This window comes from Pseudomonas sp. D2002 (genome assembly GCF_013385735.1).
In the GTDB taxonomy this organism is placed as follows: domain Bacteria; phylum Pseudomonadota; class Gammaproteobacteria; order Pseudomonadales; family Pseudomonadaceae; genus Aquipseudomonas.
This window is the reverse complement of the sequence record NZ_JACAPL010000003.1, coordinates 727,554-750,409: the sequence shown is the minus strand read 5'-3', so window position 1 is coordinate 750,409 and position 22,856 is coordinate 727,554. Positions and strand designations below refer to the sequence as shown.

Genomic DNA, 22,856 nt, shown 5'->3' with positions numbered 1-22,856 from the left:
ATGTGCGGACTCTGCGGTTTGCTCGGCGAAGACCTGCACTGGAGCGACCCCTTGGGCGATGAACTGCCCCGGCGCCGCGAACGCCTGCGCCGGATCGCGGCGATCAACCAGGTACTGGCGGTGTTCCGGCTCAAGGTCGAGGACTTTCAAGGCGCGTCTTATCTGCTGTTGGGCGCCACCGGCAAGCAGGCATTGGCGAGCGGTTTGGATCAGCTCTGGCTGGAGGCTGAAAGCATGCTCGGCCGCCCGCTGGACCCACTCGATCCGCAACTGCTTGATCACTTGGAGTCATCATGAGTATTGCCCTCAACGTCATCACCGGCTTCCTTGGCAGCGGAAAAACCACCTTGCTCAAGCGCCTGCTGCAAGGCGAAAGCCTCGGCGACACCGCGCTGCTGATCAACGAATTCGGCGATGTCGGTATCGATCACCTGCTGGTGGAAGAAGTGGCGCCGGACACCGTGCTGCTGCCCAGCGGCTGTGTCTGTTGCTCGATTCGTGGCGAACTCAAAGACGCGCTGCTCGGCCTGTTGCAGCGGCGTGAGCACGGAGAAATCCCGGCGTTCAAACGGGTAATCCTGGAGACCACCGGCCTGGCGGATCCGGCGCCGATCCTCGCCACCCTGAACAACGACGTGCAACTGCGCGGGCGTTTTCATATTGGCTTGGTGATTACCCTGGTCGACGCCAGCCACGCCACGCTGCAGGAGCGTTTGCACCCCGAATGGCTGGCCCAGGTGGCGGCGGCTGACCGCTTGTTGCTGAGCAAGACTGACCTGGCGGGCGACAGTGCAGCCCTGCGCGCGCACCTGCAGGCACTCAACGCCGGCACGCCGATCCTCAATACCCATGAGGTTCACAGTGGCGATCAATTGCTCCTCGGCGAAGGTTTGCGCAGTGCCGAACCCGCCGTCGAAGTCAGCCGCTGGCAACTGCATCAAACCACCACCGCGACCCACGGCGCGGCGCAGGTGTGCTGCCTGAGCTTCGACCAGCCGCTGGACTGGGTGGGTTTCGGGGTGTGGTTGTCGATGCTGTTAAGATGCCACGGCGAACGAATCCTTCGCGTCAAAGGACTGCTCAACGTGAACGCAAGCCTGGCCCCCATCGTCATTCATGGCGTGCAGCACTGCCTGCATGCCCCGGTGCACTTGCCCGCGTGGCCGGGCACCGACCGCCAGTCGCGGCTGGTGTTTATCCTGCGTGGCCTCGACCCGGCGCTGCTGCGGCGCTCTTTCGAGGTGTTCTCCCGGCGGTTCGCCGCATGATCACATTGCGCGTGCTGGGTACGTCCGTGACCTTGCTGGAATGTTTGCGCGTGCGCGCTGAGCAAGAATTGGGGATTCGCCTGGTGTATCAGGTGCACGATGTGGCGCAGGCCCAGCGCATCGCCGTGATGCAGCCGGAAAGCTACGACCTGTATGACCAGTGGTTCCACAACGTTGACTTCGTGTGGCCGGCGCGGGCGATCCAGCCCATCGACACGCGGCGCATTGCGCTGTGGCACGAGATCAACGACCTGCCCAAACGCGGGCGGTTGTCGGCCAACGACCGGCTGGGCAGCGGCAGTGTGCCCAGCGAGCGCTTGTTTGTGCAGCACGACGGCAGCCTCGGCAGTACGGTGACCGAACGCATCAGCATGTTACCGCTGACCCACAATGCCGACAGTTTTGCCTACCGCCCCGAGCGGTTGCCCGAAGGCTTCAGCCACGGCAATGAAAGCTGGGGCTGGCTGCTCGACCCGGCGTGGCGCGCGCGCACCGCGCTGCAAAGTGATGCCGCGATTGGTGCGCTGGATGCTGCGCTGGCGGTGCAGGGCGCGGGGCTGGCGCAGTTCGGGGACGTCGGCAATATGAGCATCGAAGAGATCGACGTGCTCGCCGACATTCTGGTACGCAAGCAAAAGGAAGGGCACTTTGCGGCGTTCTGGTCGGATGATGAAGAGGCGGCGCAGTTGATGCTCAGCCCGAGCATTGATATCCAGAGTTTGTGGTCGCCGACCTTGATGCGCTTGCACCGGGCCGGGGTGAAGTACCGGCTGGCGGTGCCCCGCGAAGGCTATCGCGCGTGGTTTGGTGGCTTGTCATTGTCGCGCCATGCCCAGGGGCCGGTGTTGGATGCGGCGTATGCCTATCTGAATTGGTGGTTGTCGGGGTGGCCGGGGGCGGTGATGGCGCGCCAGGGCTATTACATCGGCAACCCGGCGCGTACGCGGGATCATTTGAGCGGTGCCGAGTGGGATTATTGGTATGCGGGGTTGCCTGCTCGGGAAGAGTTGCCTGGCAGTGATGGGTTGCCGTTGATTGATATCGGTGATGTGCGCGATGGGGGCTCGTATGAGCAGCGCATGGGCAACATCGCCGTATGGAATTCGGTCATGGACGAGCACAATTACCTGGTGCGGCGCTGGGGCGATTTCATGCGGGCTCGCAGTACTTGATCGAGTAAACCTGGGGGGCGCGACGGGCGCGGCGGCGTCTGTCGTGCCCGCCGGTAATAGCGGCAGTGTTACGGCGAACCGAGGGGCGCGCAGGGTGTTGTTGCCCGCACGTTATGCCAGCCACACTTTAGAAAGTCACGGCACAGGTCGACCACGAGCGCGCTGTCCCGGGCATTGACAGTCGAATCCCCGTTTACATCCTCATTGATGGCGACATACCGGCCGGCAACGTCATTCAGAAAGACACAGGCGGCGGCCCGCACCAAGGTCTCGTCGCTCGGCGCGCCTTCTCCTTGATGAAACCTCAGCCGGACCAGATCCGGCTTGCCATCCAGGTCGAGGTCTTCGGTATAGATTTCCAGGTAACGGTCGAAGGGGCGATCAACCTTCCACCACTTGAACTGCAGAAACCTCCTCGCCAGTGACCGCGCCAAATCGCCATCGACCTTATCGTTGACTCCGCTGCCGTTGATGTCGTCAGCCAGCACCCACTTCAGGCTGCCACGGTCTTGTTCCGCTGTGTTCATGACCAACGCCTCAGCGACCGCCTTGGGGTTCACGCCATCATAAAACTCCAGGTAAACGGCATCGATAACGTCATTGTCGTAGTCATCCTGAGCCGTGATCTTCAAATAACGCATGGCAACTTCCTTGAAAAAAAGAGCGTCGATGTTTTCACTCCCTCAGTGAGGACGCCATGGACGCCATCAGACGCAACGTGTGGGAAAGCCGCAGTTGATAAGTGTGACGTTTCGAGCATCAGTCATTTTCTGGTCGTCAATAATATGACGCTGTGACTGCAGTATTTACTGGGTTTACTTATCCCCGCTCCCAGCTAATCTGCTAAAACCAATAACGCAATAAGAATGGATGTTTTTTTGACGCCAGGTGGCAGCCGCCGGGAATGCGTATGAAAAAGGGACGAATCGGCAAAGAACGGCGAACGCTGCCAGAGGGCACGGCCATGAAGTGGCGCCACACCTTCCAAACCCGTATTGCCGGGGTGTTGGCGCTGTTGCTGCTGGTGGTCGTGGCCGCCACTTACTTTGCCGTCCAGGCCGCCACCACGCGTGCCGTGGAAAACCAGGCCCAGGTGCAACTCACCACCGGCAGCCAAGTGTTCGAACGCTTATTGGACCTGCGCGGGCGTCGCCTGCAATACGGCTTGGATTGGCTGACGGCCGATGGTCCCTTCAAACAGGCGGTGATCGAGGGCAAGGATGAATCGATTCTGACCGCGCTGCGTCGGCATGGCACCGGCCTGCAAGGCAGCGAAGTGTTTGTGCTGGGCCTGGATGGCAAGGTGATGGTCAGCACCTTGCCCGTGCTGACACACGGCCAACCGTTTCCCTATGAGGTTGCCTTGCGCCATGCGCGACGCAGTGGCCAGCAAATGCTCATTGTCGCCCTGGACGGCCAGCCCTATTTGCTGGTGCAGAATGACGTGCTCGACCCGGAGCCTATCGCCCGTGTGGTCATGGGTTTCCCGATGGACAAACTGTTCGCCAACGAACTGCGTTCCATGAGCAACCTCGAGGTGTCGTTTCTCAGCGTGCAGGACGGCCGCGTCGGCGAGCTGTTCAGCACCCAGCCCGAGGCGTATCAGGCCTCGATAATCGAAACACTGCACCAGGCGCACCTCAACCCTGAGGCGCAGATCACGCTGTTTCAAGGGCAGCGCGTGCTCAGCCAGGTATTGCCCCTGGCCAACACCGGCGATGGCGATGAGGTGCGCGTGTTGCTGCAAAGCCCGCTCGACCACGCGCTGGAATCCTTTGCGCCGTTGGACCGGCAGTTTCTCGGGATTGCCCTGGCGGTGCTGCTGGTGTCGCTGGCGGGCGCATTGTTCCTGGCGCGGCGCGTCTCGCGTCCGCTGAATGCCTTGGTCGAAGCCGCCGAGCGAATTGGCGCCGGTGACTATCACACGCCGGTGCGAGTCCGCAGCCACGATGAGTTCGGCTTGTTGGCCCGTGCGTTCAACGCCATGCAAAGCGGGATCGCCATGCGCGAGCGGCAATTGGCTCATAACGCTTTGCATGACCCGCTCACCGGTTTGCCCAACCGCGCCCTGGCCATGGAGCGCCTGGGCAGTGCGATCAGTGCGCGCAGGCCGGTGGTGTTGCTGTACCTGGGGATCGAAAACTACCGGGTGATCAACGAAGGCTTTGGGCCCCAGGGCGTTGAGGAAATGCTGCGCGAAGCCAGTCGATGCTTGTCCATGAGCCTGTTGGCCAGCGACACCGCAGCGCGCATCGCCGGCAGTGAGTTTCTGCTGTTGCTGGAAAACACCGAGGTCGACCGCGCCGTGGCCCGCGCCGACCGTCTTTACGGGCTGCTCACTGAACCCCAACGCATCGGCAACGACGAAGTGCGCCATGAAGTCAGTATCGGCATTGCCGCCTATCCTGCCGATGGCCAGCAGGTCGAAGAGCTGATCAGCCGCGCCGCGATTGCCCGGCATGATGCGGCGAGCCTGCCCGGGCATTTGCAGATCTACCAGCAGGACCGCGACCTGGCGCACCAACGCCAGATTACCCTGATCCGCGACTTGCGCCGTGCGGTGGTCGAGGGCGAATTGTTCCTGTGCTATCAGCCCAAACTCGACCTCAACCACGGCCATGTACGCCAGGCCGAAGCCTTGCTGCGCTGGCAGCATTCGACCCTGGGCCAGGTGTCACCTGCCGAGTTCATCCCCTTGGCCGAGCGCACCGGCAGCATGAGTGGCCTGACGCTGTGGGTGATCGAAGAAGCCATCCGCCAGATCGCCGACTGGGCGCAGCGCGGCTTGCACATGCAGCTCTCGGTGAACATTTCGGTGGACGACCTGGCCGATGATGACCTGGCCATTCGCGTCACCGCGTTGCTCATGCAATACCAGGTCTCGGCCGAGCAGCTGCTTTTCGAAATCACCGAAAGCGCGATCATGCACAACCCGCAACAGGCGCTGAGTGTGCTGGAGCAACTGCGCGCCTGCGGCATCAGCCTGTCGGTGGACGACTTTGGCACCGGCTATTCATCCCTGGCGCAACTGCAGCGTTTGCCGGTGCAGGAGTTGAAGATCGACCAGTCCTTCATCCGCAACCTCGACAGCGCCAGCGGCGACGGCGTGATCGTGCGGTCGACCATCGAAATGAGCCACAACCTGGGGCTCAAGGTGGTGGCGGAAGGGGTGGAGTTCGAGCCCAGCCTGAAGTTGCTCAAGCAGTGGAAGTGCGACACGGCCCAGGGTCACCTGATCAGCCGGCCGTTGAATGCCATGGCGTTTGAAATGTGGATGCGGCGTGAGCGCGTACCGACTTAACAGCGGTTTAAACCACCAGCGTTCGCTGCGCCCAGCCATTTGTGCGGGTTGAGGACCAGGGAGTCAGCTTTTTCGATGCCATTCCACAGTGCCCGGCATTCCGGCAGGATCATCGCGGTGCCGGCCATGGCGGCGGAATTCTTCAGGCGTCAGAAAAAGATGTCCATCGGCAAGCGTGTTAAAAATTTAGCACCAAAAATAAAACGGTTCGCCGGCGTTACAGCCGATAAATGACTGCATGCTGATGCGTTTTCCCGAGTCGAATCCGCAAATGGCGTGGGGGCGGCGGGTATTGATGATCACGAGTTCGTGCTTGCGTGGCAGGATTCGCAGCGGCTTTTGCAGGCGGTGCTCGGGCAGTTGGGCACCCTCGAAACGCTTCACCTCGTCATAGGCAAAGGCCTCGGTATCCCAGATGATCAACTCTCCCCCCGCAGGCGGCGTTTCAATATAAATATTGGCGCTGAATTGATGTTCCAGTTCAGCAATTGAGAGGGGCAAACAATCAACATGGGGCACCGTTTCCGAGAGATGCGCCGTCTCGGGAAACATGGCGCGGATAATCCCGCAAAACATCGGTTTGCCTTGAAACGCAGCGGTTACTGCGCCTTGCGGCCAGATGTCTTGGAGCTGTTCCATCAGCAGTTGGATCGGCGGCTTTTCCGGGGCACAGATGCTGTCGATCACGCTGCGCATATGGGCCGCGTCAGCATAATATTTGTGTTGGTTATCACTGCCTGCGCCCTTGCCGTAGGTGGAGTTGAACGGTGTTCCCCAGCGATGTACACCATAGAAATGCTGTACGACGCGGCCATTCTCGTAGGTTTCATGACTGTATTGCTCCAGCGTGGCGGTTTCGTCGATGTAGTGATTCAACCGTGCGCTGGTTTTTTCATGTGCAAACTCAGGTACCCGAATGGCAAGCACTTCGCCGCTGATAAGTTGTTTTAAACTCAAAGCGTCGAGCTGTTTAAGTTCTATGATTTTTTGGGGAGTGGAAGTTATTGGGTTGAGTGTGTGCTGTTCCGTCATGCTGAAAAACTCCATTAAAGTTCTATGGGCGCACGCTCTGTTAAGGAGGGGCGTGCGAGCTAAATTAGTTTTAATGGAACAGAGGCGGGGTAGGATTTTTCTTAAGATTTTTGCTTTTTTTTTCGTGTGCTAGTTACCAAATATTTGGTGCTTTTTGATCTCTTTAAAAACCAGCGTGTTAGGAGGCACGCGCCTGTAGGGCTGTTTGTTCAGGGCGAAAAAAAGCGGCTACCCATCAGGGAGGGAGCCGCCTTTTTCTTACCGCCGGTTTACTTAGTTTTTGATCGTTCCCGCTTGCAGGAACGATCAAGCATCCCGTTTAGTATTGGCGCGGTCCTGTCTCTGGTGACGGCTCTATGTCGTCCAGCACTCGCTCGGCCAGCAATCGTCCCACCTCAATCAACTGCGCAATGCCCAGCGCGCCTTCTCGCTGCGTTCCTTCCAGGTCAAACGCGAAGTCGCAGGTTAGAGCATGGGCGGAGGCCAGTGTTTCGGTGAGGTTGACCACCAGGTCTTCGGTACTGATGCCGTCGATGATGGTGAAGAGCACGGTGGGTGGGGTGTTGGCGTTGGAGTCGAGCGGGGGATTTGGGGTGGGTTTAATCATTGTGAAGTTCCTGAATTAAGTGGAGCTGCCACATAATCGCCGCGATGCGATGGGGTGGCAGCTGTACGCAGGTTCGCGGACCGGGATCAGGAAACCGGCATACCCGAAGGTATCCCGCGCACAGCCACCATAGCGCCGCACAGTAGACGACAAAAAGGCGTCAACTGAAAGCGGACAATGGCGCTTTGCGCCTGAATTCACTGGGCCGCGACGCCCGGCCGCTGCGTTTGCAGCGGTGTACGGAGACTAGAGATTGAGTTTCCTAGGGGCAACCTCAAAGACTTGTCGGACGTTTCTGTATTTACGTGTACCTAGCCGAACGGTCAGTTGTTTGGTTCACCCTCATTCATCAGCATCTTCCTGGCGCGATTCCCTCTGCACGACTCAACACCACGATGGTGTGCGAGACCCCTTGCGCGCAAAAAACAGGAAGTGACATGAAAGACACCGACAACCAAGTAACTCGCCCGGTTAAAGCCATCTATGACTACGCGACACTCGGCTCCAAAACGCGCATGGGTGGCGAGATCGTCACCGCAAGCACCGGTATCGAAATCCATGACCTGAGCATCGCGTGCGTTGGCGACCGGGTGCGCTACCCCGATGGCAAAGAGAGCGAGATTGTCTCGGGAGCAGGTTTCGCGGCAACCTACAAAGGCCTGCCAATCGCAATTGTCGGCAGCGCTACCGAAAACGGCGACACCGTGACTGGCAGTCTGCAAAACCTGGCTCAGGTGGTGGAGTACGCTGACGACGAAGGCATCCCTGGCCTTCTTCAGCCTGGCTACCGCGTGGAGAGCCAGATGTGAGGCGCTACAACATCACTACTGGCGCGACGACCACGGCGGGCGGCAAAGTGGTCAGTGGTTTGGAGCGCACCAGCTTTAACGGCCAAATGATCTCTAGGGAGGGTGACCGGGTCGCTTGTCCGGCATGCGGCACCGAAGGCTTCATTGCGCTGACCGGTCCTCATTTGCACGAAGAGTGGGGCGGCAAACAAGCTGCGCTCGAGGGTGATCTGTGTATATGTAAATGCGATCCGCCACCTGAGCTGATCGCCTGCCAGCGCTTCAAGTCTCAGGTGTTCGAAACACAACCTCAACGTGACGCCTTCACTTGGACAGGGCCAAACACACCCAACCCGCCGGTGTCCAACTTCTCCGTACCCGGCGCAGTGAATCGTGCCGCTGATGCGTGCGTGTTCGCCAAATCATGCGTCTCGGTGCCGACAGGTTCGACGGCTGCAGGAACCGGCCGTGAACACGCTACGAACTTTGGCACCACTGCCGTCATGGCTTCGACCGGTACTGCGGGCGCTGTCGGCAGGGTCGCTGGAACACTGGGTAGCGACCTGGGCGCCTGGGCCGTACGAGGGATGGTCGGAGCCGGTTCAGCCCTCAACGTCATGCTGTTGGCTTTCTGGCCACGGGACATCGGTGATTCAACGCTGTACACGCCGGAGCAACTGGCAGGTATGCGTTCGGCCAGTACACGGGTGCGGTTTCAGTTTCGCCAAGACGAATCCGGTGAGTTGCGCGTTTACGGTATACATACCAAACCCGACAGTGCTGCTGATCGTGTGCCCGTTGCACAAGCCAGATGGAATGCTGACAAAAGCGCGATGGTGGCGATGCTGGATGGGATCAGCATCACTTGGACGCCAAACAATGGGCCGGTGGTCAGCGTACCAAGCCCTTATCCAGGCACACCGGAACGGTTGGCTAACCTGTTTGTTCATCCGATCCCGGTGGGACAGGATACGGGAATCACGCATTACCCAGGCCGGGATACAGAGGACATTACCTGGCAGGATACGATCATCACGTTTCCTGCTGATTCGGGTGCGTCGCCGTTGTACTTGGTGTTTGCCAAGCCGGCGGTCGGACCATTAGAGGTAGATACTTACGGTGCATTCGATGGCCGACCAAGAAATGGTTTGCATGTTGATCACATGCCTTCTCAGGCTGCGCTACGACGTTTTCTGAAGATGATCGCTCCAGATACAAGCGCTCACAAAATACGGGAGTATCTGAAAAATGCAGCCAGTGTGGCAATTCCTGCCCGTACCCATCAGAAGTACAGCGAGACTTATGGTGGACGAAATAGTGAGGCCCGGCAGATTAAGGACGCTCAAGACATGAGGGCAGCAGTAGACAGCAACATTTCTGCGATAAAGCCTTACCTATTGGCAGATGGATATTCCGAGGCGGAAATTGAGACGGTTCTTTTCCAGATGCATGACATCAATCAGAAACACGGGTGGTACTGATGAATGCCGCAATGATTAATGGATGGGTTAAAAATCTAGGTCGGGCCTATGCCGATCTCGTCACAGAGGGAGTAATTCCTGCTCAGGCATTAACTCCATTGTTGGATGATGTGGAAAATAATGAGTTGATTCAGTATCCAGTCAAAGGTGTGGAGCTTTGGTTTTTGGAAAAAAATAAGACGCTTGAGAAAGTTCTATTAACACTCATTCAGACTGACGGAGGAGAGCCCATCTATACAGGAAGCTTGCCTTCACCATTCGAACTTCACATGAGTCAGTCCAGTGTACGTAGCCAATTAGGCGCTCCTATGAAATCTATAGGTCCCACCAAGATTCCCGGCAGCGGCGAGAAGGTAAGTGGTGGATGGGATGCTTATCGGCTACATCAAGAAATTCATCCCAATGCTCGCGTGGGATTCAGCTATACCGCTGACATGATGGTAAAAACTCTCGCTTTCGCCCTGATTGATAGCGACCATAGTTAGTCAGAGAGCAATGTATAGACTACAAGAGCGTTGCCTTGTGATAAGCCCGCTTACGAGCTACCAATAACCGCCTTTAACGCAAAGTTGTAAACAGTCGATCTCGGCCCACTTGCAGTTCGGCAACACAGGGCGAAAAAAAGGCGGCTACCCATCAGGTAGCCGCCTTTGCTTACCGCCAGTGTTGCTTAGTCCGGCAGTTTGAACGCCATCACATAGTCACCCTGCTTGGTGCCCAGCGAGCCGTGACCGCCGGCCATGACCAGCACGTACTGCTTGCCGTCCTTGCCGGTGTAGGTCATCGGTGTGGTTTGCGCGCCTGCAGGCAGGCGGCCTTCCCACAACTGCTTGCCGTTTTTCACGTCATAGGCGCGCAGGTACTGGTCGAGGGTGCCGCTGAGGAAGGCTACGCCACCAGCGGTGGTGAATGTACCGCCCAGGCTAGGCACGCCCATGGTCAGCGGGATTGGAACCGGCGAGCTGTCGCGCACGGTGCCGTTCTTGTGCATCCAGATGGTCTGGTGGTTGGTCAGGTCGACCGCGGCCACATAACCCCACGCCGGTGCCTGGCACGGCAGGCCCAGAGGCGACAGCAATGCTTCGAGGATCACGCCGTACGGCGCGCCTTTGTTTGGCTGCACGCCTTCGGTTTCGCTGACACGTGGGCCTTGTTTGGCGATGTCGGCGGCCGGGATCAGTTTCGATTTGAACGCCATGTAGCTCGGGTTCACGAAAGCAATCTGGCGCACTGGGTCGACGGAAATGCCACCCCAGTCGAACACGCCGAAGTTACCTGGGTAAACGATCGAACCTTGCAGCGATGGCGGGGTGAACGGACCGTCGTAGCGCATGGATTTGAAATCGATCCGGCACAGCATCTGGTCGAACGGGGTCACGCCCCACATGTCGCGTTCTTTCAACGGCGGCGGCATGAAGTTCAGGTCGGACTTCGGTTGGGTTGGCGAGGTGTGATCGCCGGCCACTGCGCCTTGCGGTACAGGGATTTCGTTGATCGGCACCACCGGCTTGCCGTTGCTGCGGTCCAGCACGTAGATGCTGCCTTGCTTGGTCGAAGCCATTACCGCTTGCTTGACGCCGTCAGCGGTCTTGATGTCGATCAGCGAAGGCTGGCCGCCCACGTCCATGTCCCACAGGTCATGGTGAGTGAACTGGAAGGTCCACTTCACGTGGCCGCTGTCGATGTCCAGGGCGGTCAGGCCGGCGCTGTATTTTTCCGAGTCTTCGGTACGGTCGCCGCCGTATTGGTCAGGCATCTGGTTGCCCATCGGCAGGTAGAGCATGCCGAGTTTTTCATCGACGCTGAACATGGACCACATGTTCGGCGAGTTGCGGGTGTAGGTCTTGCCCTCGGCCAACGGGGTAGTGTCGTCCGGGTTGCCGCTGTCCCAGTTCCACACCAGTTTGCCGGTGTGCACGTCGAACGCGCGGATCACGCCGCTAGGCTCGTCGGTGGAAACGTTGTCGGTGACGTGACCGCCGATCACGACCAGGTTCTTGGTCACGGCCGGTGGTGAGGTGGAGTAGTAACCGCCTGGGGCGAAGCTGCCGATGTTGGCACGCAGGTCGACCTGGCCTTTGTCACCGAAGTCTTCGCACATCTTGCCGGTGTCGGCGTCCAGGGCGATCAGACGGGTGTCGGCAGTCGGTACGAAAATGCGTTTCGGGCAAACGGCACTGACCGGAGCAGCGCTGGCGCTGCCGGTTGGGCTCTGCTCGGAAGCGTACACGGCGTCATCGTGATACGACACGCCACGGCAGGTCATGTGCGCCCAACCTTTGAAGTTCGCGGCACCTTCGGTGCTGATCTTCGGGTCGAAACGCCAGATTTCCTTGCCGGTGTCCGGGTCCAGGGCAATCACTTGGCTGTGCGGCGTGCACACGTAGAGCATGCCGTTGACTTTCAGCGGGGTGTTTTCCGCGGTGGTTTCACCGGGATCGCCTGGGCCAGGGATGTCACCGGTACGGAAGGTCCACGCCGGCACCAGCTTGTGGGCGTTTTCCGGGGTGATCTGCGCCAGCGGCGAGTAACGATCACCGAAAGCCGAACGGCCGTAGGAATTCCAGTCGCCATCGGCCTGGGTCGGCGCGGCGCTGGCCATGCCAGGTACGGCGTCGCGATCCAATTGGCCGGTCTTGACCATCTCACCCGGGTTGGTGAATTGGCTGGCCAGGGCGGCAGCACCGGCGAGCACCACGGCCACGCTCAGGGCGCCAGTGCCCAGCGGCGCGGGTTGGCCACGCAGCAACGGACGGCGAAACCACGGCAGCAACAGGACGATGCCCAAGGCGAACAGCAGGGCCAGGCGCGGCACCAGCTGCCACCAATCCAGGCCGACTTCCCACAGTGCCCACACGGTGCTGGCGAACAACACCAGTGCGTAGAGGCCCAGTGCAGCGCGGCGGGTGGCCAGCAGCAAAACGCCGGTGAGGGCGATGCCGATACCGGCCAGCAGGTAGTACAGCGACCCGCCGAGCATGCTCAGCTTGACGCCGCCGGCCAGCAAGGCCAGCCCCATGATCAGCAGCAAGACGCCTAGCAGCCTGGGCAGCAGGCGGCTTGGGCTTGAAGCACCATCAGTGCTCATAGTGTGTTTCTCCGTGACGTTGGAATTATGTAACCCCGTGCTTCACTGTAGATGACGATTCGGCGCGGGCTTGGTTCAGCGTTATTTGGGTTTTTCTGGGGAAACTGGGGCTATCCACCGGCGGGCGATTTATTCCCAGGCGCAGGTCGGTGTAAGACAGCGCTGTCTTTGAAGAGAGGTACGTTTGGCAAGATGGGATCGACCGCGGGCGTGAAACGTTTCAGTTTGTTGCGGCAAGGATAAAGCGCTGATGCGCCAAGAGAAAGCGCAAATCGCAAGATGCATCATTTCAGATTTGGTAACAGTGACAGAACGTCGCGCGACAGATCGTTCCCACGCTCTGCGTGGGAACGCCTTTTGTGACGCTCTGCGTCACGGTTTACAGGGCGGACGCGGAGCGTCCCGGGCGGCATTCCCACGCGGAGCGTGGGAACGATCAGTACAGAGTCAGAAGGTGGTGCGCACACCGAATTGCACACTGCGCCCCGGTGCCGGGGCGATATCGCGCAGGATCGAGCTGGCATACCGCACGGTTTGGTTGGTCAGGTTTTCGCCATTGACGAACGCCAGCCACTGGCTGCCGCCGACATTGAAACGGTAACCCGCGCTGGCGCCCAAGGTGGTGTAGCCATCGGTGCCGCTTTCGTTATCCGGCACACGCCCTTGGCCCGCCGCGTGTTCCACATCGATCCGCGCCTGCCAGCGGTCCAGTTCCCAGAGCAAACCGCTGTTCAAACGCAGTGGAGCGATGCGTGGCAAGGCTTCGCCGGTATCCAGATTGGTAGCGCGGGTGTAGTCGCCCGACAGCTCCAGGGCGAACTTGCCGTAGGCGCCTTCGCCCAGCTTCCAGTGATCCTGGGCTTCAAACCCTGCGAAACGTGCGCGCACGCCGGAGTAGGTGTACTCGGGGATGCCGCCTGCGTCCTCTTCACCTTCATCGTTGAGCGTACGACCGGTGCCCAACAAGCCGATGTAATTGGAGAAGCGGCTGTAGAACACGCCGAAGCTGCCCTTGTGGGTGCCATTGTCAAAACGCAACGCCAGGTCGCTGGACACGGCTTTTTCTTTCTTCAGCTTGGCGTCGCCCAGCTCGTAAGTGCCGGTGGCCACGTGGGCGCCGTTGGCATATAGCTCGTAGAAGGTCGGTGCGCGCTCGGTGTAGCCCAAGGTTGCGGCCAGCGACCAGATGGGCGTGAGGGTGTACACCGCGCCCGACGACAGGCTGCCGGCGGTGAAATCGTTGGTTTTGTCGGCATTCGCAAAACGCGCGTTGCCCTTGGCGTCCGGGTCGACACTCGTATGTTCCAGGCGCCCGCCGAGGCTGAGCTTCAGGCGTTCGGTGGCCTGCATTTCCTCGAGGATAAACAGCGCGCCGGCGTTGGTGTCGGTCTGCGGCACGAAGGCTTCCTCACCCAGGGCCGAGAACTCGTTGCGGGTCACCTGCGCGCCGACCACGCCGTCGAACGGGCCGATGGGCTGGTGGCGCGCTTCAACACGCGCCTCGTAACCCTTGTTCTTGAACACCGTGCCGGTTTCGCCGCCTTCAATTTCGCGGTGCTCGTAGTCGGTGTAGCCCGCGTCGAGTTTCACCGAGGTAAACGGGCCTTGCAGGTTGCGGATCTCGGACGCAAAGGCGTAGTGATCCTGCTTCATGCGGATGCGCACATCCTGCTCGGCGGGTGAACCGTAATTGGCGTCGTAGTTGCTGTAGGAAAACCCGGCGTAACCGTCGTCCCAGGTGTAGGAACCGCCGACGGCGCCGCCGTCCTGGCGCCCGTCGCTATTGCCCAGGCGGCCATTCTTGCCGGGGCCGTCTTCGGTTTCGGGGGCGTGGCGGCTGCGTGCAAAGCCTGGGATTTTCAGGTCATTGAATTCCCGGGCATTCGCGTCCAGGTGCAAGGCGAAGGTGCCGTTGCCGGCTTCCAGTTTGCCGGCGCTGCTGCGGGTGGTGTCGGCGCCGCCGTAGCGCAATTCACCGGCACCGTGAATGCCTTCGATGGCTTCGGTGGGGATGCGGTTATCAAAGGTGTTGACCACGCCGCCGATGGCGCTGCCGCCATACAACAACGCCGCCGGGCCCCTTACGATCTCAACGCGCTCGACATTGACCGGGTCCAGCGGCACCGCGTGGTCGTAGGACAGCGACGACGCATCCAGCGCGCCCACACCGTTGCGCAGGATGCGAATGCGGTCGCCATCCTGGCCACGAATAATGGGCCGGCTGGCACCCGGGCCAAAGTACGACGACGACACACCCGGCTGCTTGTTCAGGGTTTCGCCGAGGCTGCCTTTTTGTTGCAGCGTGAGGTCATCGCCTTCCAGCACGGTCGTCGGCGAGGCGAGTTGTTCACTGCCCAGCGGGTTGCCGGTGATGACTTGGGGCTGCAGCTCAAGGGCGTGGGCTTCGGAGCAGATCAGCAAGGCGGCGGCGAGCGGGGTCAAGCGCCACAGAGAAGAGAGGGACATCGGGACATTCCTTGGCAAAACGGCAGAAAAAAGAGAAGGCTTAAAACGGTATCGAAAACGTTATTTTTGATAACTATCGTTACAATATAACATCTCTTTTTCTCCGTGAAGGGGAACTTTCTACTGCTGGTCGTTCCCACGCTCTGCGTGGGCATGCATTCCGTGACGCTTATTTCGAAGCGGGACGCAGAGCGTCCCAGGCAGCATTCCTACGCGGAGCGTAGGAACGATCATGCGTCTACAGTGAATGCAGTGCTTCCACCGGTACGCCCCGTCGGCTAAGGTGCGCGGCTGTGTTTCCTCTTTTTGCAAAAGGCCTGGCATGACCGCGACAAGCAATGACCCACTCCACGGCGTGACCCTGCAGCACGTCCTCACCACCCTGGTGGAACACTACGAATGGAGCGGGCTGGCCGAGCGTATTGATGTGCGCTGTTTCAAGAGCGACCCGAGCATCAAGTCGAGCCTCACGTTCCTGCGCAAAACCCCCTGGGCGCGTGAGAAAGTCGAAGGCTTGTACGTAAAATTGATGCGCACCAAACGCCCGCTGGATTGAACCCGTGAAGCGTTTTATCGCCACGGCGGCGCTGGCCGGCTGGGTCGGGCTGGCAATTCAGCAATACCTGATTTTCTATTCTCGCTGGGAAGCGGGCGCCAGCCTGCTGGGCGGGCTGATCAACTTTTTCAGTTTCTTCACTGTGCTGACCAACACCCTCGTCGTGGTGGTGTTGAGCTATGCGCTGGTCAATCGGGAGTGCGCCGCGAAGCGGTTTTTTCTCGCGCCTCACATCAGCAGTGGCATTGCCGCGAGCATCATCGTGGTGAGCCTCGCCTACAACCTGCTGCTGCGGCATTTGTGGAGCCCCACCGGCTTTCAATTTATCGCCGACGAATTGCTCCACGACGTGATGCCAGTGCTGTTTGTGGTGTACTGGTGGCGCTGTGTGCCCAAGGGGTTTTTGCGTTTCAAGCACATTGGCGGCTGGCTGATCTACCCGCTGGTGTACTTCGCTTATGTGCTGTTGCGTGGGCATTTGCTCGGGCAGTATCAGTACCCGTTCATTGACGTGGACGCCCTCGGTTATCCACAAGTGTTTGTGAATGCCGGGGGGATTTTGGCGGGGTTCATCGTGATTGCATTGGCTCTAGTGGGGCTGGATAAAATCTTGAAGCCAACCCGACATTAAATGTGGGAGCAGCTTGTGTGGGTGCTGGCTTGCCTGCGATAGCATCAACTCGGTGTAACAGATAAACCGAGTTGCCGGCATCGCGGGCAAGCCCGGCTCCCACCGTTGATTCGAGTCCGGCTTTACTCTTCTTCGCTGCCTTGCGCACGCCAATAGCCCACGGCCTTGAGGAATTCTTCATTGACCTGATGGGTGTCCAGCAGCACACGGCGCACCTGGCGCGACAGCTTGGTTTCAGTCGCCACAAAGCTGTACAGCGAGCCGCCAGGCAGCGTCAGGTTGCGCACGGTTTCGAGCAGGTCATCCTGGCCGCGTATCACCCAAATCACTTGCACATTCGCAGCACTTTGCAGCGCTTGCTGTTCCGCCGCATTGGCGATCTCAATCACCGCCAGCACCGTGCGGCCTGCCGGCAGTTCTTCAAGGCGCCGCGCGATGGCGGGCAGGGCGGTTTCATCGCCGATCAGCAAATAGCTGTCGAAGATATCCGGCACGATCATCGAGCCCCGTGGCCCGCCGATATACAGCTGCTGGCCGACCTGCGCCTGCTCGGCCCAGGTGGACGCGGGGCCATCGCCGTGCAGTACGAAGTCGATATCCAACTCACCGATGCTTAGATCAAACCGCCGTGGTGTGTAGTCACGCATGGCCGGTTGTGGGCCGTCGCCCTTGATGGTGAATGTCGGGCTTTGCAGTGCGGCCAGTTCGGCGGCGTTCTGCGGGAACAGCAACTTGATGTGGTCGTCGCTGCCCAGGCTGACAAAACCCGCCAGCTCAGGCCCGCCCAAGGTGATGCGGCGCATGCGCGGGGTGATGTCGACGACGCGCAGAACATCCAGGCGGCGACGTTTGATTTCGTGGGTAACGCGATGGATAACTTGAGTATTCATTGGTCTTTCCCGTCGGCAATGGCTTGAGCGGTGCGATTGAGCAGCGCCGCGACACGAACGATTTCTTCCGGGCTCCAGCGCCCGTGATGCGAATGCAAGGCATGGCGCAGGTTATGCACCGCCTCGTGAATCTCCGGTGGGCGGTCCTGGCCCCGCAGCGAGCGTTTGCTGACGTCGATGCGCATGCGTACCCCGTCCAGGGCAACCGCTTGCTCGCTTAAGAAGAGACGACCGGCGTCGGTGATTGTGTAGCGTTTTTTTCCGCCGTCGGCGTCGCCCTGGATCAAGTCGCTTTCTTCCAGAAAGGTCAGGGTCGGGTAGATCACGCCGGGGCTTGGCGTGTAGGCGCCGTCGAACAGGCTTTCAATCCGGCGAATCAGGTCATAACCATGGCACGGCTGTTCGGCGATCAAGGCCGGCAGCAGCAGTTTCAAATCGCCGGGCGCAAATACCCGGGGGCCGCGACCGCGGCCGGCGCGGGGGTCAAAACCGTCGCGCTGGTGAGGATGGTCTCGCATGATGGGAGCCTCTGTGTGTGTCTAGATATAACGTAAGATATATCTTATGGCCGACGCAAGCACCCCCGACGGACGGTCTGCCGGCAACCGCTGGTTCTTTAGTTACTTAGTTTATAAAACCAAGTAAAGGCTATTGTTTTTTGAAGTTTGTCATCCCATTCTTACGGACGGTTATGGGTGTAAACCGTTCTCATTGGGCCAGATGTAGTCTGTTTCTTACAGCTCATATTAAAGTTTTGGCAAATTGCCATAATTTTCGTATATGTGTTGCAGTCACCCAGCTACGTGATTAAGGGAAACGGACGGCTTACATAATCAATCTTGAAGTGGAAACTTGCCTGGCTTCGAACGGAGCCTGATTTGCAATACAACTAATTGGAAAGCAGGTGTCGCGTTTATCACGTGATGCCACTACCGGTTAAGTGCAATTCAGGGGCTACCCCGTTCTTCGCTTGCTTAATAAGTCCTACGCACCGCTGCGGCAGGGTTTTTTATGACATTTATCAATGTGTGAGTATCTGCAAATGAAAACCAAGATGAAAACTGCGCTGTTGTCCATCGGTCTGCTGGTGGGTTCGATTTCCGTGGCTCAGGCGTCGGAGGGGACGATTACGTTTTTGGGCTCGGTTCACTCGGGGGCGTGCTCCATCAAGCCTGAATCCGTAGACCAGTCCATTCACCTGGGGGCAATTGCCAAGCATCAGTTGCAAACCGGCGGCAAGTCCGAAGCCCGTAGTGTGAAGATCGAACTTGAAGGTTGCGATTTGACCGGCCTCACCGATAACACCGTCACCACCACCTTTACCGGCGCCCCCTCCAGCACTGTTCCCGGTGCAATCGGCACCATCGGTGGCGCGGGCAACGTGGGCGTCATGATGACCCATGGCAGCAAACCCATCGTGCTGGGCACGCCGACCACCCCACAAGCCATTTCCGTGGGTAGAAACACCCTGGAATTCGGGGCTTATGTGCAAGGCGCAGCGACCGGTGACATTGTCCCGGGCGATTTCAGCGCGGTAACCAATTTCACCTTGGCTTATCAGTAAGTTTTTCCCCCGCCACTGCGCGTGGCGGGGGAATGCTGGCGGGAGATTAAGGTGAACACATTCATACGTCTCGCTATTGCCTCTTCATTGACCCTGTTCATCAGCCCTTACGTATTCGCGCAGGCGTCTTCGCAAGGCGATGGCGTGGTCACGCTGGGTGGAGAGGTCGTTGACTCAGCCTGCGGGCTGGAAGCAGTCAGTGCCGATCAGACCATCGAGATGGACCCCGAACCCATCGGCCGGTTGTTGCGCCACACGATAGGGCGACCGCAGCCCTTTCAGTTGCGCCTGGTCAATTGCACGTTGAGCCGCCCCGACCCGTCGCGCCCAGGTGCAAGCCTGCCGGACTGGGAGCATCTGCGGGTGACATTCGATGGCCCAAGCGACATGGACGGGCGCACGTTTGCGCTCTTTGGCAGTTCGGAGGGCGTGGCGCTGCATATCCAGGATGCCGCGGGCGAAGAGAGTGTTCCGGGTGTGCCAATGGCGTTGCGCCCACTGGTGGAAGGCGACATGACACTCCACTACACGCTGCGCCTGGTGGGCAACGGATGGCCGCTGGCGGCGGGACCACACAGTGCCGCAGTGCGTTTCAAGTTGGAATACTTTTGAACATTGATGGACTGCTTTCATGTTGAATAAGTCGAAGGTCAAACATGCGCTGGGCCCGAGCCTCTTTGGCGGGTTGATATCACTGGCAGGCACAGCATTGGCTGCCGGGGATATTGAATTTAATACCGACGTTCTTGATCTGAATGATCGCACCAATATTGACTTGTCTCAGTTTGCACGCAGCGGGTTTATTCTGCCGGGCACTTACTCGATGGTCGTGCAGATCAATACCCAGTCTATAAGTGAGCAGTCGGTTGCATTTTATCCTCCCGATAATGATCCCAAAGGCAGCCAGGCCTGTTTATCGCCCAGTCTTGTAGAGCAGTTGGGCTTGAAAGAGTCGGGCGGGGCCAAACTCGCGTGGTGGAAAGGCGGGGAGTGCCTGGACATTGAAAGTTTGCCTGGCATGGAAGTCAGTGGCGACCTGGCAACGTCCACACTGAACATTAACTTGCCCCAGGCGTACCTTGAGTACAGTGCGATCAACTGGGACCCGCCTTCGCGTTGGGATGAGGGCGTGCCGGGGGTGTTGGTTGACTACAACATGACCGCGCAATCCAGCCACCAGCGAAGTGAAGGCAACCGCACCAACCTCAGTGGTAACGGCACACTCGGCGCCAATGCCGGTGCGTGGCGGCTGCGCGCGGATTGGCAAGGGCGTGTCGAGCAAAACAGTGAGGGCGCAGCCCGGCACCAGAAGCTGGAGTGGAGCCGTTACTACGCTTACCGCGCCATCCCTGCGCTGAAGGCACGCCTGGTGGTGGGCGAGGATTACCTGTATTCGGACCTGTTCGACAGCTTCCGTTTTACCGGTGCGGCGCTCAAGTCGGATGAAAGTCAGCTGCCACCCAACTTGCGCGGTTATGCGCCGGAAGTGGTCGGCGTGGCCAAAACCAATGCCAAAGTCGTCATCAGCCAGCAGGGGCGTGTGCTGTATGAAAGCCTGGTGGCGGCTGGCCCCTTTCGCATTCGCGACCTCAATGACGCCGTAACCGGCAGGCTGGACGTGCGGGTCGAAGAGCAGGACGGCTCGGTGCACACCTCCCAGGTCGACACCGCCAGCGTTCCCTACCTGACGCGTCCAGGCCAAGTGCGTTACAAGCTGGCGACGGGGCGGCCGTCCAATCTTCAATACGGTGCCGACGGCGACGCGTTCGCAACGGGCGAGTTTTCCTGGGGCGTCAGCAATGGCTGGTCGCTGTTTGGCGGCGGTATCGGCGATAACAACTACCGCGCGCTTTCCGTGGGTGTGGGCCGCGACTTGCTGGCCTTCGGCGCCGTGTCGCTGGACGTTTCACGCTCCCACGCCGAGGTGTGGGACGAGACGCTCACGGGCAAATCCTATCGCCTTCAATACTCCAAGAACTTTGAGGAATACGACAGCCAAGTGACCTTCGCCGGTTACCGCTTTTCCGAGAAAAACTTCTTGAGCATGAGCGAATACCTGGACGCTCGCCATTACGGGTTGAACGGCGAGCTCGGTGGGCGCGGCAAGTACGATGAAAACGGCGTGTACCGCGAGGGCTGGCGGCCCATCGGCGGCAGCAAGGCCCTGTATACGGTGACGGTAAACAAGCAGTTTCGTGACCTGGGCGCCACCGTCTACGCCAGCTACAGCAAGCAAACCTATTGGGAGCGGCCGGACACCCAGCGCTGGAACCTGTCGGTGGCGCGCTACTTCAACGTGGGCACCATCAAGAACATGAGCCTGTCGTTGAATATGTACCGCAGCCAGGAATTCAACCATAAGGACAATGGTCTGGCGCTGACCGTCAGCCTGCCCTTCGGGCGCTCCGGCACACTGTCGATGGACGCCAACAGAGCCGGGGGCCAGAACCGTTACACAACGCGTTACGCCGACCGTATCGATGAGCGCAACAGCTACCAGTTGTCCGCCAGCGACAACGGTGCCAGTGGTTACCTGAGCCATGTCGGTGGCCAGGCAGACATCAACCTCAGCGCCAGCCAGCAAGAAGGCAGTTACACCAGCCTCAGCATGTCGGCGCGCGGCGGTGGCACGCTCACGCCTTACGGCGGGGCCCTGCATCGCACCAACAGCATCGGCGGCACGCGGTTGATGGTCGATACCGCGGGTGTGCCCGATGTGCCGGTACGCGGTTACGGCTCACCGACCCGCAGCAATGCCTTCGGCAAGGCAGTCATTTCCGATATCAGCAGCTATCAGCGCACGGCAGCCAGTGTTGACCTGGAGCATTTGCCGAGCAATGTCGAGGCGACTCAATCGGTCACGCAACTGACGCTCACCGAAGGCGCGATTGGCTACCGCTCGCTGGAAGTGATTTCCGGTGAGAAAGCCATGGCGGTTCTGCGCCTGCCCGATGGCAGCTCACCGCCCTTCGGCGCCACGGTGAGGAACACCAAACAGCAGGACACCGGCATCGTGAATGACGGCGGCAACGTCTACCTGAGCGGCATCCAGGCCGGCGAACAGATGGTCGTCAGTTGGGGCGGCAGCGAGCGCTGTGTCCTCACGCTGCCCGGCACGTTGCCCGCTGACGGTTTGACCGATGCCCTGCAACTGCGCTGCCAGATGGTGGCCGCCAACCCCTCCTTGCCCGAGCCAGCGGCGCTGACCGGCAAGCCAATCGACACGGAGAACACATCCTCATGATGCTCACTATACGCACCACACTGCCCGCTGCCGCGCTGCTGGCGCTGGGCTTGAGCCAAAGCGCAAATGCCGCCGTCGGCCTGGACCGTACCCGCGTGATTTTCGAGGGCGGCAAAGACGCCACCAGCGTGAACATCACCAACAACAATACCCAACTGCCGTACCTGGCCCAGGGCTGGATCGAGGACGAGGCGGGTAACAAAATCACCTCGCCCCTGACCGTGCTGCCGCCGGTTCAACGCCTGGAGCCCGGCAAACAAAGCCAGGTGAAAGTCCAGGCGCTGCCGGCAGCCAAGCTGTTGCCGCAGGATCGGGAGACGGTCTACTACTTCAACTTGCGGGAAATTCCGCCGCGCACCGATAAAGCCAACACCCTGCAAATTGCGCTGCAAACCCGGATCAAATTGTTCTACCGCCCACAGGCCATTACGCCAAGCCAGCAAGACCTCTCCAACCCCTGGCAGGAAAAGCTGACCCTCACCCGCGAAGGCGATGTTTACCAGGTGCATAACCCGACGCCGTACTACGTGACGCTGGTGGATGCGCGCGCAAGCAAGGAGGGCAAGACCGTGCCCGGCTTCGAGCCCGTGATGATCGCGCCCAAAGGCTCGCAAACCCTGGGGCCGACGGCCAAGGCACTCGGCACCACGCCCTATCTGGCCTACGTGAATGACTACGGCGGGCGCCCGCTGATGGCCTTCACCTGCAACGGCACTACGTGCCAGGTCAGCGCGCAAGTCTCACCGCCTATTCAGTAAGGCCTGCTGC

The 22,856-nt window shown here is 59.6% G+C and carries 20 protein-coding genes and 1 pseudogene; 13 read left to right on the top strand and 8 right to left on the bottom strand.

Annotation, left to right across the window (positions count from 1 at the left end; all coding sequences use genetic code 11):
* Genes HX783_RS06745 through HX783_RS06735 form a run of 3 tightly spaced genes read left to right on the top strand, consistent with a single transcriptional unit; the run spans nt 1 to nt 2,440 of the window.
* The gene (locus HX783_RS06745; protein WP_177016381.1) at nt 1-297 is read left to right on the top strand and encodes a hypothetical protein; all 297 of its coding nucleotides are present in this window, start codon (nt 1-3) and stop codon (nt 295-297) included.
* Nucleotides 294-1,268, top strand: coding sequence for a GTP-binding protein (locus HX783_RS06740; protein ID WP_177016380.1), 975 nt, complete (start codon nt 294-296; stop codon nt 1,266-1,268). The genes HX783_RS06745 and HX783_RS06740 overlap by 4 nt, the downstream gene beginning before the upstream one ends.
* A complete protein-coding gene (locus HX783_RS06735; RefSeq protein ID WP_177016379.1) occupies nt 1,265-2,440 on the top strand; it encodes a PotD/PotF family extracellular solute-binding protein in 1,176 nt (391 codons plus the stop codon). The genes HX783_RS06740 and HX783_RS06735 overlap by 4 nt, the downstream gene beginning before the upstream one ends.
* A gap of 68 nt (nt 2,441-2,508) precedes the next feature.
* Here the strand turns inward: HX783_RS06735 and HX783_RS06730 are convergent, their stop codons facing one another.
* Nucleotides 2,509-3,081 (bottom strand): hypothetical protein, encoded by a 573-nt coding sequence (locus HX783_RS06730; protein WP_177016378.1) that lies wholly within the window; start codon nt 3,079-3,081, stop codon nt 2,509-2,511.
* 323 nt (nt 3,082-3,404) lie between these two features.
* Between HX783_RS06730 and HX783_RS06725 the strand changes: the two genes are divergently transcribed.
* The gene (locus HX783_RS06725) at nt 3,405-5,741 is read left to right on the top strand and encodes a bifunctional diguanylate cyclase/phosphodiesterase (RefSeq protein WP_177016651.1); all 2,337 of its coding nucleotides are present in this window, start codon (nt 3,405-3,407) and stop codon (nt 5,739-5,741) included.
* 23 nt (nt 5,742-5,764) lie between these two features.
* Here HX783_RS06725 and HX783_RS06720 read toward each other — a convergent pair.
* The 3 genes and pseudogenes from HX783_RS06720 to HX783_RS06710 all read right to left on the bottom strand — a co-directional run.
* Nucleotides 5,765-5,875, bottom strand: a pseudogene (locus HX783_RS06720) (pyridoxal-dependent decarboxylase); the annotation flags it as partial.
* Between the two features lie 52 nt (nt 5,876-5,927).
* Nucleotides 5,928-6,773 carry a 2OG-Fe(II) oxygenase gene (locus HX783_RS06715; protein ID WP_177016377.1) on the bottom strand — a complete coding sequence of 282 codons (846 nt, stop codon included), beginning with the start codon at nt 6,771-6,773 and terminating at the stop codon, nt 5,928-5,930.
* Between the two features lie 319 nt (nt 6,774-7,092).
* Nucleotides 7,093-7,380, bottom strand: coding sequence for a DUF6124 family protein (locus tag HX783_RS06710; protein WP_177016376.1), 288 nt, complete (start codon nt 7,378-7,380; stop codon nt 7,093-7,095).
* A gap of 437 nt (nt 7,381-7,817) precedes the next feature.
* Here HX783_RS06710 and HX783_RS06705 point away from each other — a divergent pair, with 437 nt between their 5' ends.
* Genes HX783_RS06705 through HX783_RS06695 form a run of 3 tightly spaced genes read left to right on the top strand, consistent with a single transcriptional unit; the run spans nt 7,818 to nt 10,134 of the window.
* Entirely contained in the window at nt 7,818-8,189 is a 372-nt protein-coding gene (locus HX783_RS06705; RefSeq protein ID WP_177016375.1) for a PAAR domain-containing protein, read from the top strand.
* The gene (locus tag HX783_RS30195) at nt 8,186-9,649 is read left to right on the top strand and encodes an S-type pyocin domain-containing protein (protein WP_177016374.1); all 1,464 of its coding nucleotides are present in this window, start codon (nt 8,186-8,188) and stop codon (nt 9,647-9,649) included. Before HX783_RS06705 ends, HX783_RS30195 begins: the two co-directional genes overlap by 4 nt.
* On the top strand, nt 9,649-10,134 hold the full coding sequence (locus HX783_RS06695) for a DUF6392 family protein (protein WP_177016373.1): 486 nt from the start codon (nt 9,649-9,651) through the stop codon (nt 10,132-10,134). Before HX783_RS30195 ends, HX783_RS06695 begins: the two co-directional genes overlap by 1 nt.
* A 185-nt stretch (nt 10,135-10,319) precedes the next feature.
* Here the strand turns inward: HX783_RS06695 and HX783_RS06690 are convergent, their stop codons facing one another.
* Both HX783_RS06690 and HX783_RS06685 read right to left on the bottom strand, forming a co-directional pair.
* Entirely contained in the window at nt 10,320-12,737 is a 2,418-nt protein-coding gene (locus tag HX783_RS06690; protein WP_177016372.1) for a glucose/quinate/shikimate family membrane-bound PQQ-dependent dehydrogenase, read from the bottom strand.
* Between the two features lie 447 nt (nt 12,738-13,184).
* Complete coding sequence (locus HX783_RS06685; RefSeq protein WP_177016371.1) at nt 13,185-15,203, bottom strand: TonB-dependent receptor; 2,019 nt, start codon at nt 15,201-15,203, stop codon at nt 13,185-13,187.
* 322 nt (nt 15,204-15,525) lie between these two features.
* Between HX783_RS06685 and HX783_RS06680 the strand changes: the two genes are divergently transcribed.
* Together HX783_RS06680 and HX783_RS06675 are read left to right on the top strand one after the other, a co-directional pair.
* The gene (locus HX783_RS06680; RefSeq protein ID WP_010212838.1) at nt 15,526-15,759 is read left to right on the top strand and encodes a VF530 family DNA-binding protein; all 234 of its coding nucleotides are present in this window, start codon (nt 15,526-15,528) and stop codon (nt 15,757-15,759) included.
* Nucleotides 15,760-15,763: 4 nt separating this feature from the next.
* Nucleotides 15,764-16,390 carry a Pr6Pr family membrane protein gene (locus HX783_RS06675; RefSeq protein WP_177016370.1) on the top strand — a complete coding sequence of 209 codons (627 nt, stop codon included), beginning with the start codon at nt 15,764-15,766 and terminating at the stop codon, nt 16,388-16,390.
* Nucleotides 16,391-16,512: 122 nt separating this feature from the next.
* Here HX783_RS06675 and HX783_RS06670 read toward each other — a convergent pair whose 3' ends face one another.
* Nucleotides 16,513-17,280: a siderophore-interacting protein gene (locus tag HX783_RS06670; RefSeq protein ID WP_177016369.1), complete on the bottom strand. Its 768-nt coding sequence runs from the start codon at nt 17,278-17,280 to the stop codon at nt 16,513-16,515.
* Complete coding sequence (locus tag HX783_RS06665; protein WP_177016368.1) at nt 17,277-17,798, bottom strand: PadR family transcriptional regulator; 522 nt, start codon at nt 17,796-17,798, stop codon at nt 17,277-17,279. The genes HX783_RS06670 and HX783_RS06665 overlap by 4 nt, the downstream gene beginning before the upstream one ends.
* Before the next feature lie 536 nt (nt 17,799-18,334).
* On the opposite strand from HX783_RS06665, the gene HX783_RS06660 reads away from it, so the two are divergent.
* From HX783_RS06660 to HX783_RS06645, 4 genes are read left to right on the top strand one after another with little or no spacing between them, the layout of a single operon-like run.
* Complete coding sequence (locus HX783_RS06660) at nt 18,335-18,844, top strand: fimbrial protein (protein ID WP_159954444.1); 510 nt, start codon at nt 18,335-18,337, stop codon at nt 18,842-18,844.
* A 51-nt stretch (nt 18,845-18,895) separates the two neighbouring features.
* Nucleotides 18,896-19,456: a fimbrial protein gene (locus HX783_RS06655; RefSeq protein WP_159954445.1), complete on the top strand. Its 561-nt coding sequence runs from the start codon at nt 18,896-18,898 to the stop codon at nt 19,454-19,456.
* 19 nt (nt 19,457-19,475) lie between these two features.
* Nucleotides 19,476-22,088, top strand: a complete 2,613-nt coding sequence (locus tag HX783_RS06650) for an outer membrane usher protein (protein WP_177016367.1) — start codon at nt 19,476-19,478, stop codon at nt 22,086-22,088.
* Nucleotides 22,085-22,846 carry a fimbria/pilus periplasmic chaperone gene (locus tag HX783_RS06645; protein ID WP_159954447.1) on the top strand — a complete coding sequence of 254 codons (762 nt, stop codon included), beginning with the start codon at nt 22,085-22,087 and terminating at the stop codon, nt 22,844-22,846. The genes HX783_RS06650 and HX783_RS06645 overlap by 4 nt, the downstream gene beginning before the upstream one ends.
* The last annotated feature ends 10 nt before the right edge of the window (nt 22,847-22,856 follow it).

Excerpts from the sequence above, each read along its gene's own strand:
- HX783_RS06745 (WP_177016381.1), top strand. The coding sequence starts at position 1 with ATGTGCGGACTCTGCGGTTTGCTCGGCGAAGACCTGCACTGGAGCGAC.
- HX783_RS06740 (WP_177016380.1), top strand. The coding sequence starts at position 294 with ATGAGTATTGCCCTCAACGTCATCACCGGCTTCCTTGGCAGCGGAAAA.
- HX783_RS06735 (WP_177016379.1), top strand. The coding sequence starts at position 1,265 with ATGATCACATTGCGCGTGCTGGGTACGTCCGTGACCTTGCTGGAATGT.
- HX783_RS06730 (WP_177016378.1), bottom strand. The coding sequence starts at position 3,081 with ATGCGTTATTTGAAGATCACGGCTCAGGATGACTACGACAATGACGTT.
- HX783_RS06725 (WP_177016651.1), top strand. The coding sequence starts at position 3,405 with ATGAAGTGGCGCCACACCTTCCAAACCCGTATTGCCGGGGTGTTGGCG.
- HX783_RS06715 (WP_177016377.1), bottom strand. The coding sequence starts at position 6,773 with ATGACGGAACAGCACACACTCAACCCAATAACTTCCACTCCCCAAAAA.
- HX783_RS06710 (WP_177016376.1), bottom strand. The coding sequence starts at position 7,380 with ATGATTAAACCCACCCCAAATCCCCCGCTCGACTCCAACGCCAACACC.
- HX783_RS06705 (WP_177016375.1), top strand. The coding sequence starts at position 7,818 with ATGAAAGACACCGACAACCAAGTAACTCGCCCGGTTAAAGCCATCTAT.
- HX783_RS06695 (WP_177016373.1), top strand. The coding sequence starts at position 9,649 with ATGAATGCCGCAATGATTAATGGATGGGTTAAAAATCTAGGTCGGGCC.
- HX783_RS06690 (WP_177016372.1), bottom strand. The coding sequence starts at position 12,737 with ATGAGCACTGATGGTGCTTCAAGCCCAAGCCGCCTGCTGCCCAGGCTG.
- HX783_RS06685 (WP_177016371.1), bottom strand. The coding sequence starts at position 15,203 with ATGTCCCTCTCTTCTCTGTGGCGCTTGACCCCGCTCGCCGCCGCCTTG.
- HX783_RS06680 (WP_010212838.1), top strand. The coding sequence starts at position 15,526 with ATGACCGCGACAAGCAATGACCCACTCCACGGCGTGACCCTGCAGCAC.
- HX783_RS06670 (WP_177016369.1), bottom strand. The coding sequence starts at position 17,280 with ATGAATACTCAAGTTATCCATCGCGTTACCCACGAAATCAAACGTCGC.
- HX783_RS06665 (WP_177016368.1), bottom strand. The coding sequence starts at position 17,798 with ATGCGAGACCATCCTCACCAGCGCGACGGTTTTGACCCCCGCGCCGGC.
- HX783_RS06660 (WP_159954444.1), top strand. The coding sequence starts at position 18,335 with ATGAAAACTGCGCTGTTGTCCATCGGTCTGCTGGTGGGTTCGATTTCC.
- HX783_RS06650 (WP_177016367.1), top strand. The coding sequence starts at position 19,476 with ATGTTGAATAAGTCGAAGGTCAAACATGCGCTGGGCCCGAGCCTCTTT.
- HX783_RS06645 (WP_159954447.1), top strand. The coding sequence starts at position 22,085 with ATGATGCTCACTATACGCACCACACTGCCCGCTGCCGCGCTGCTGGCG.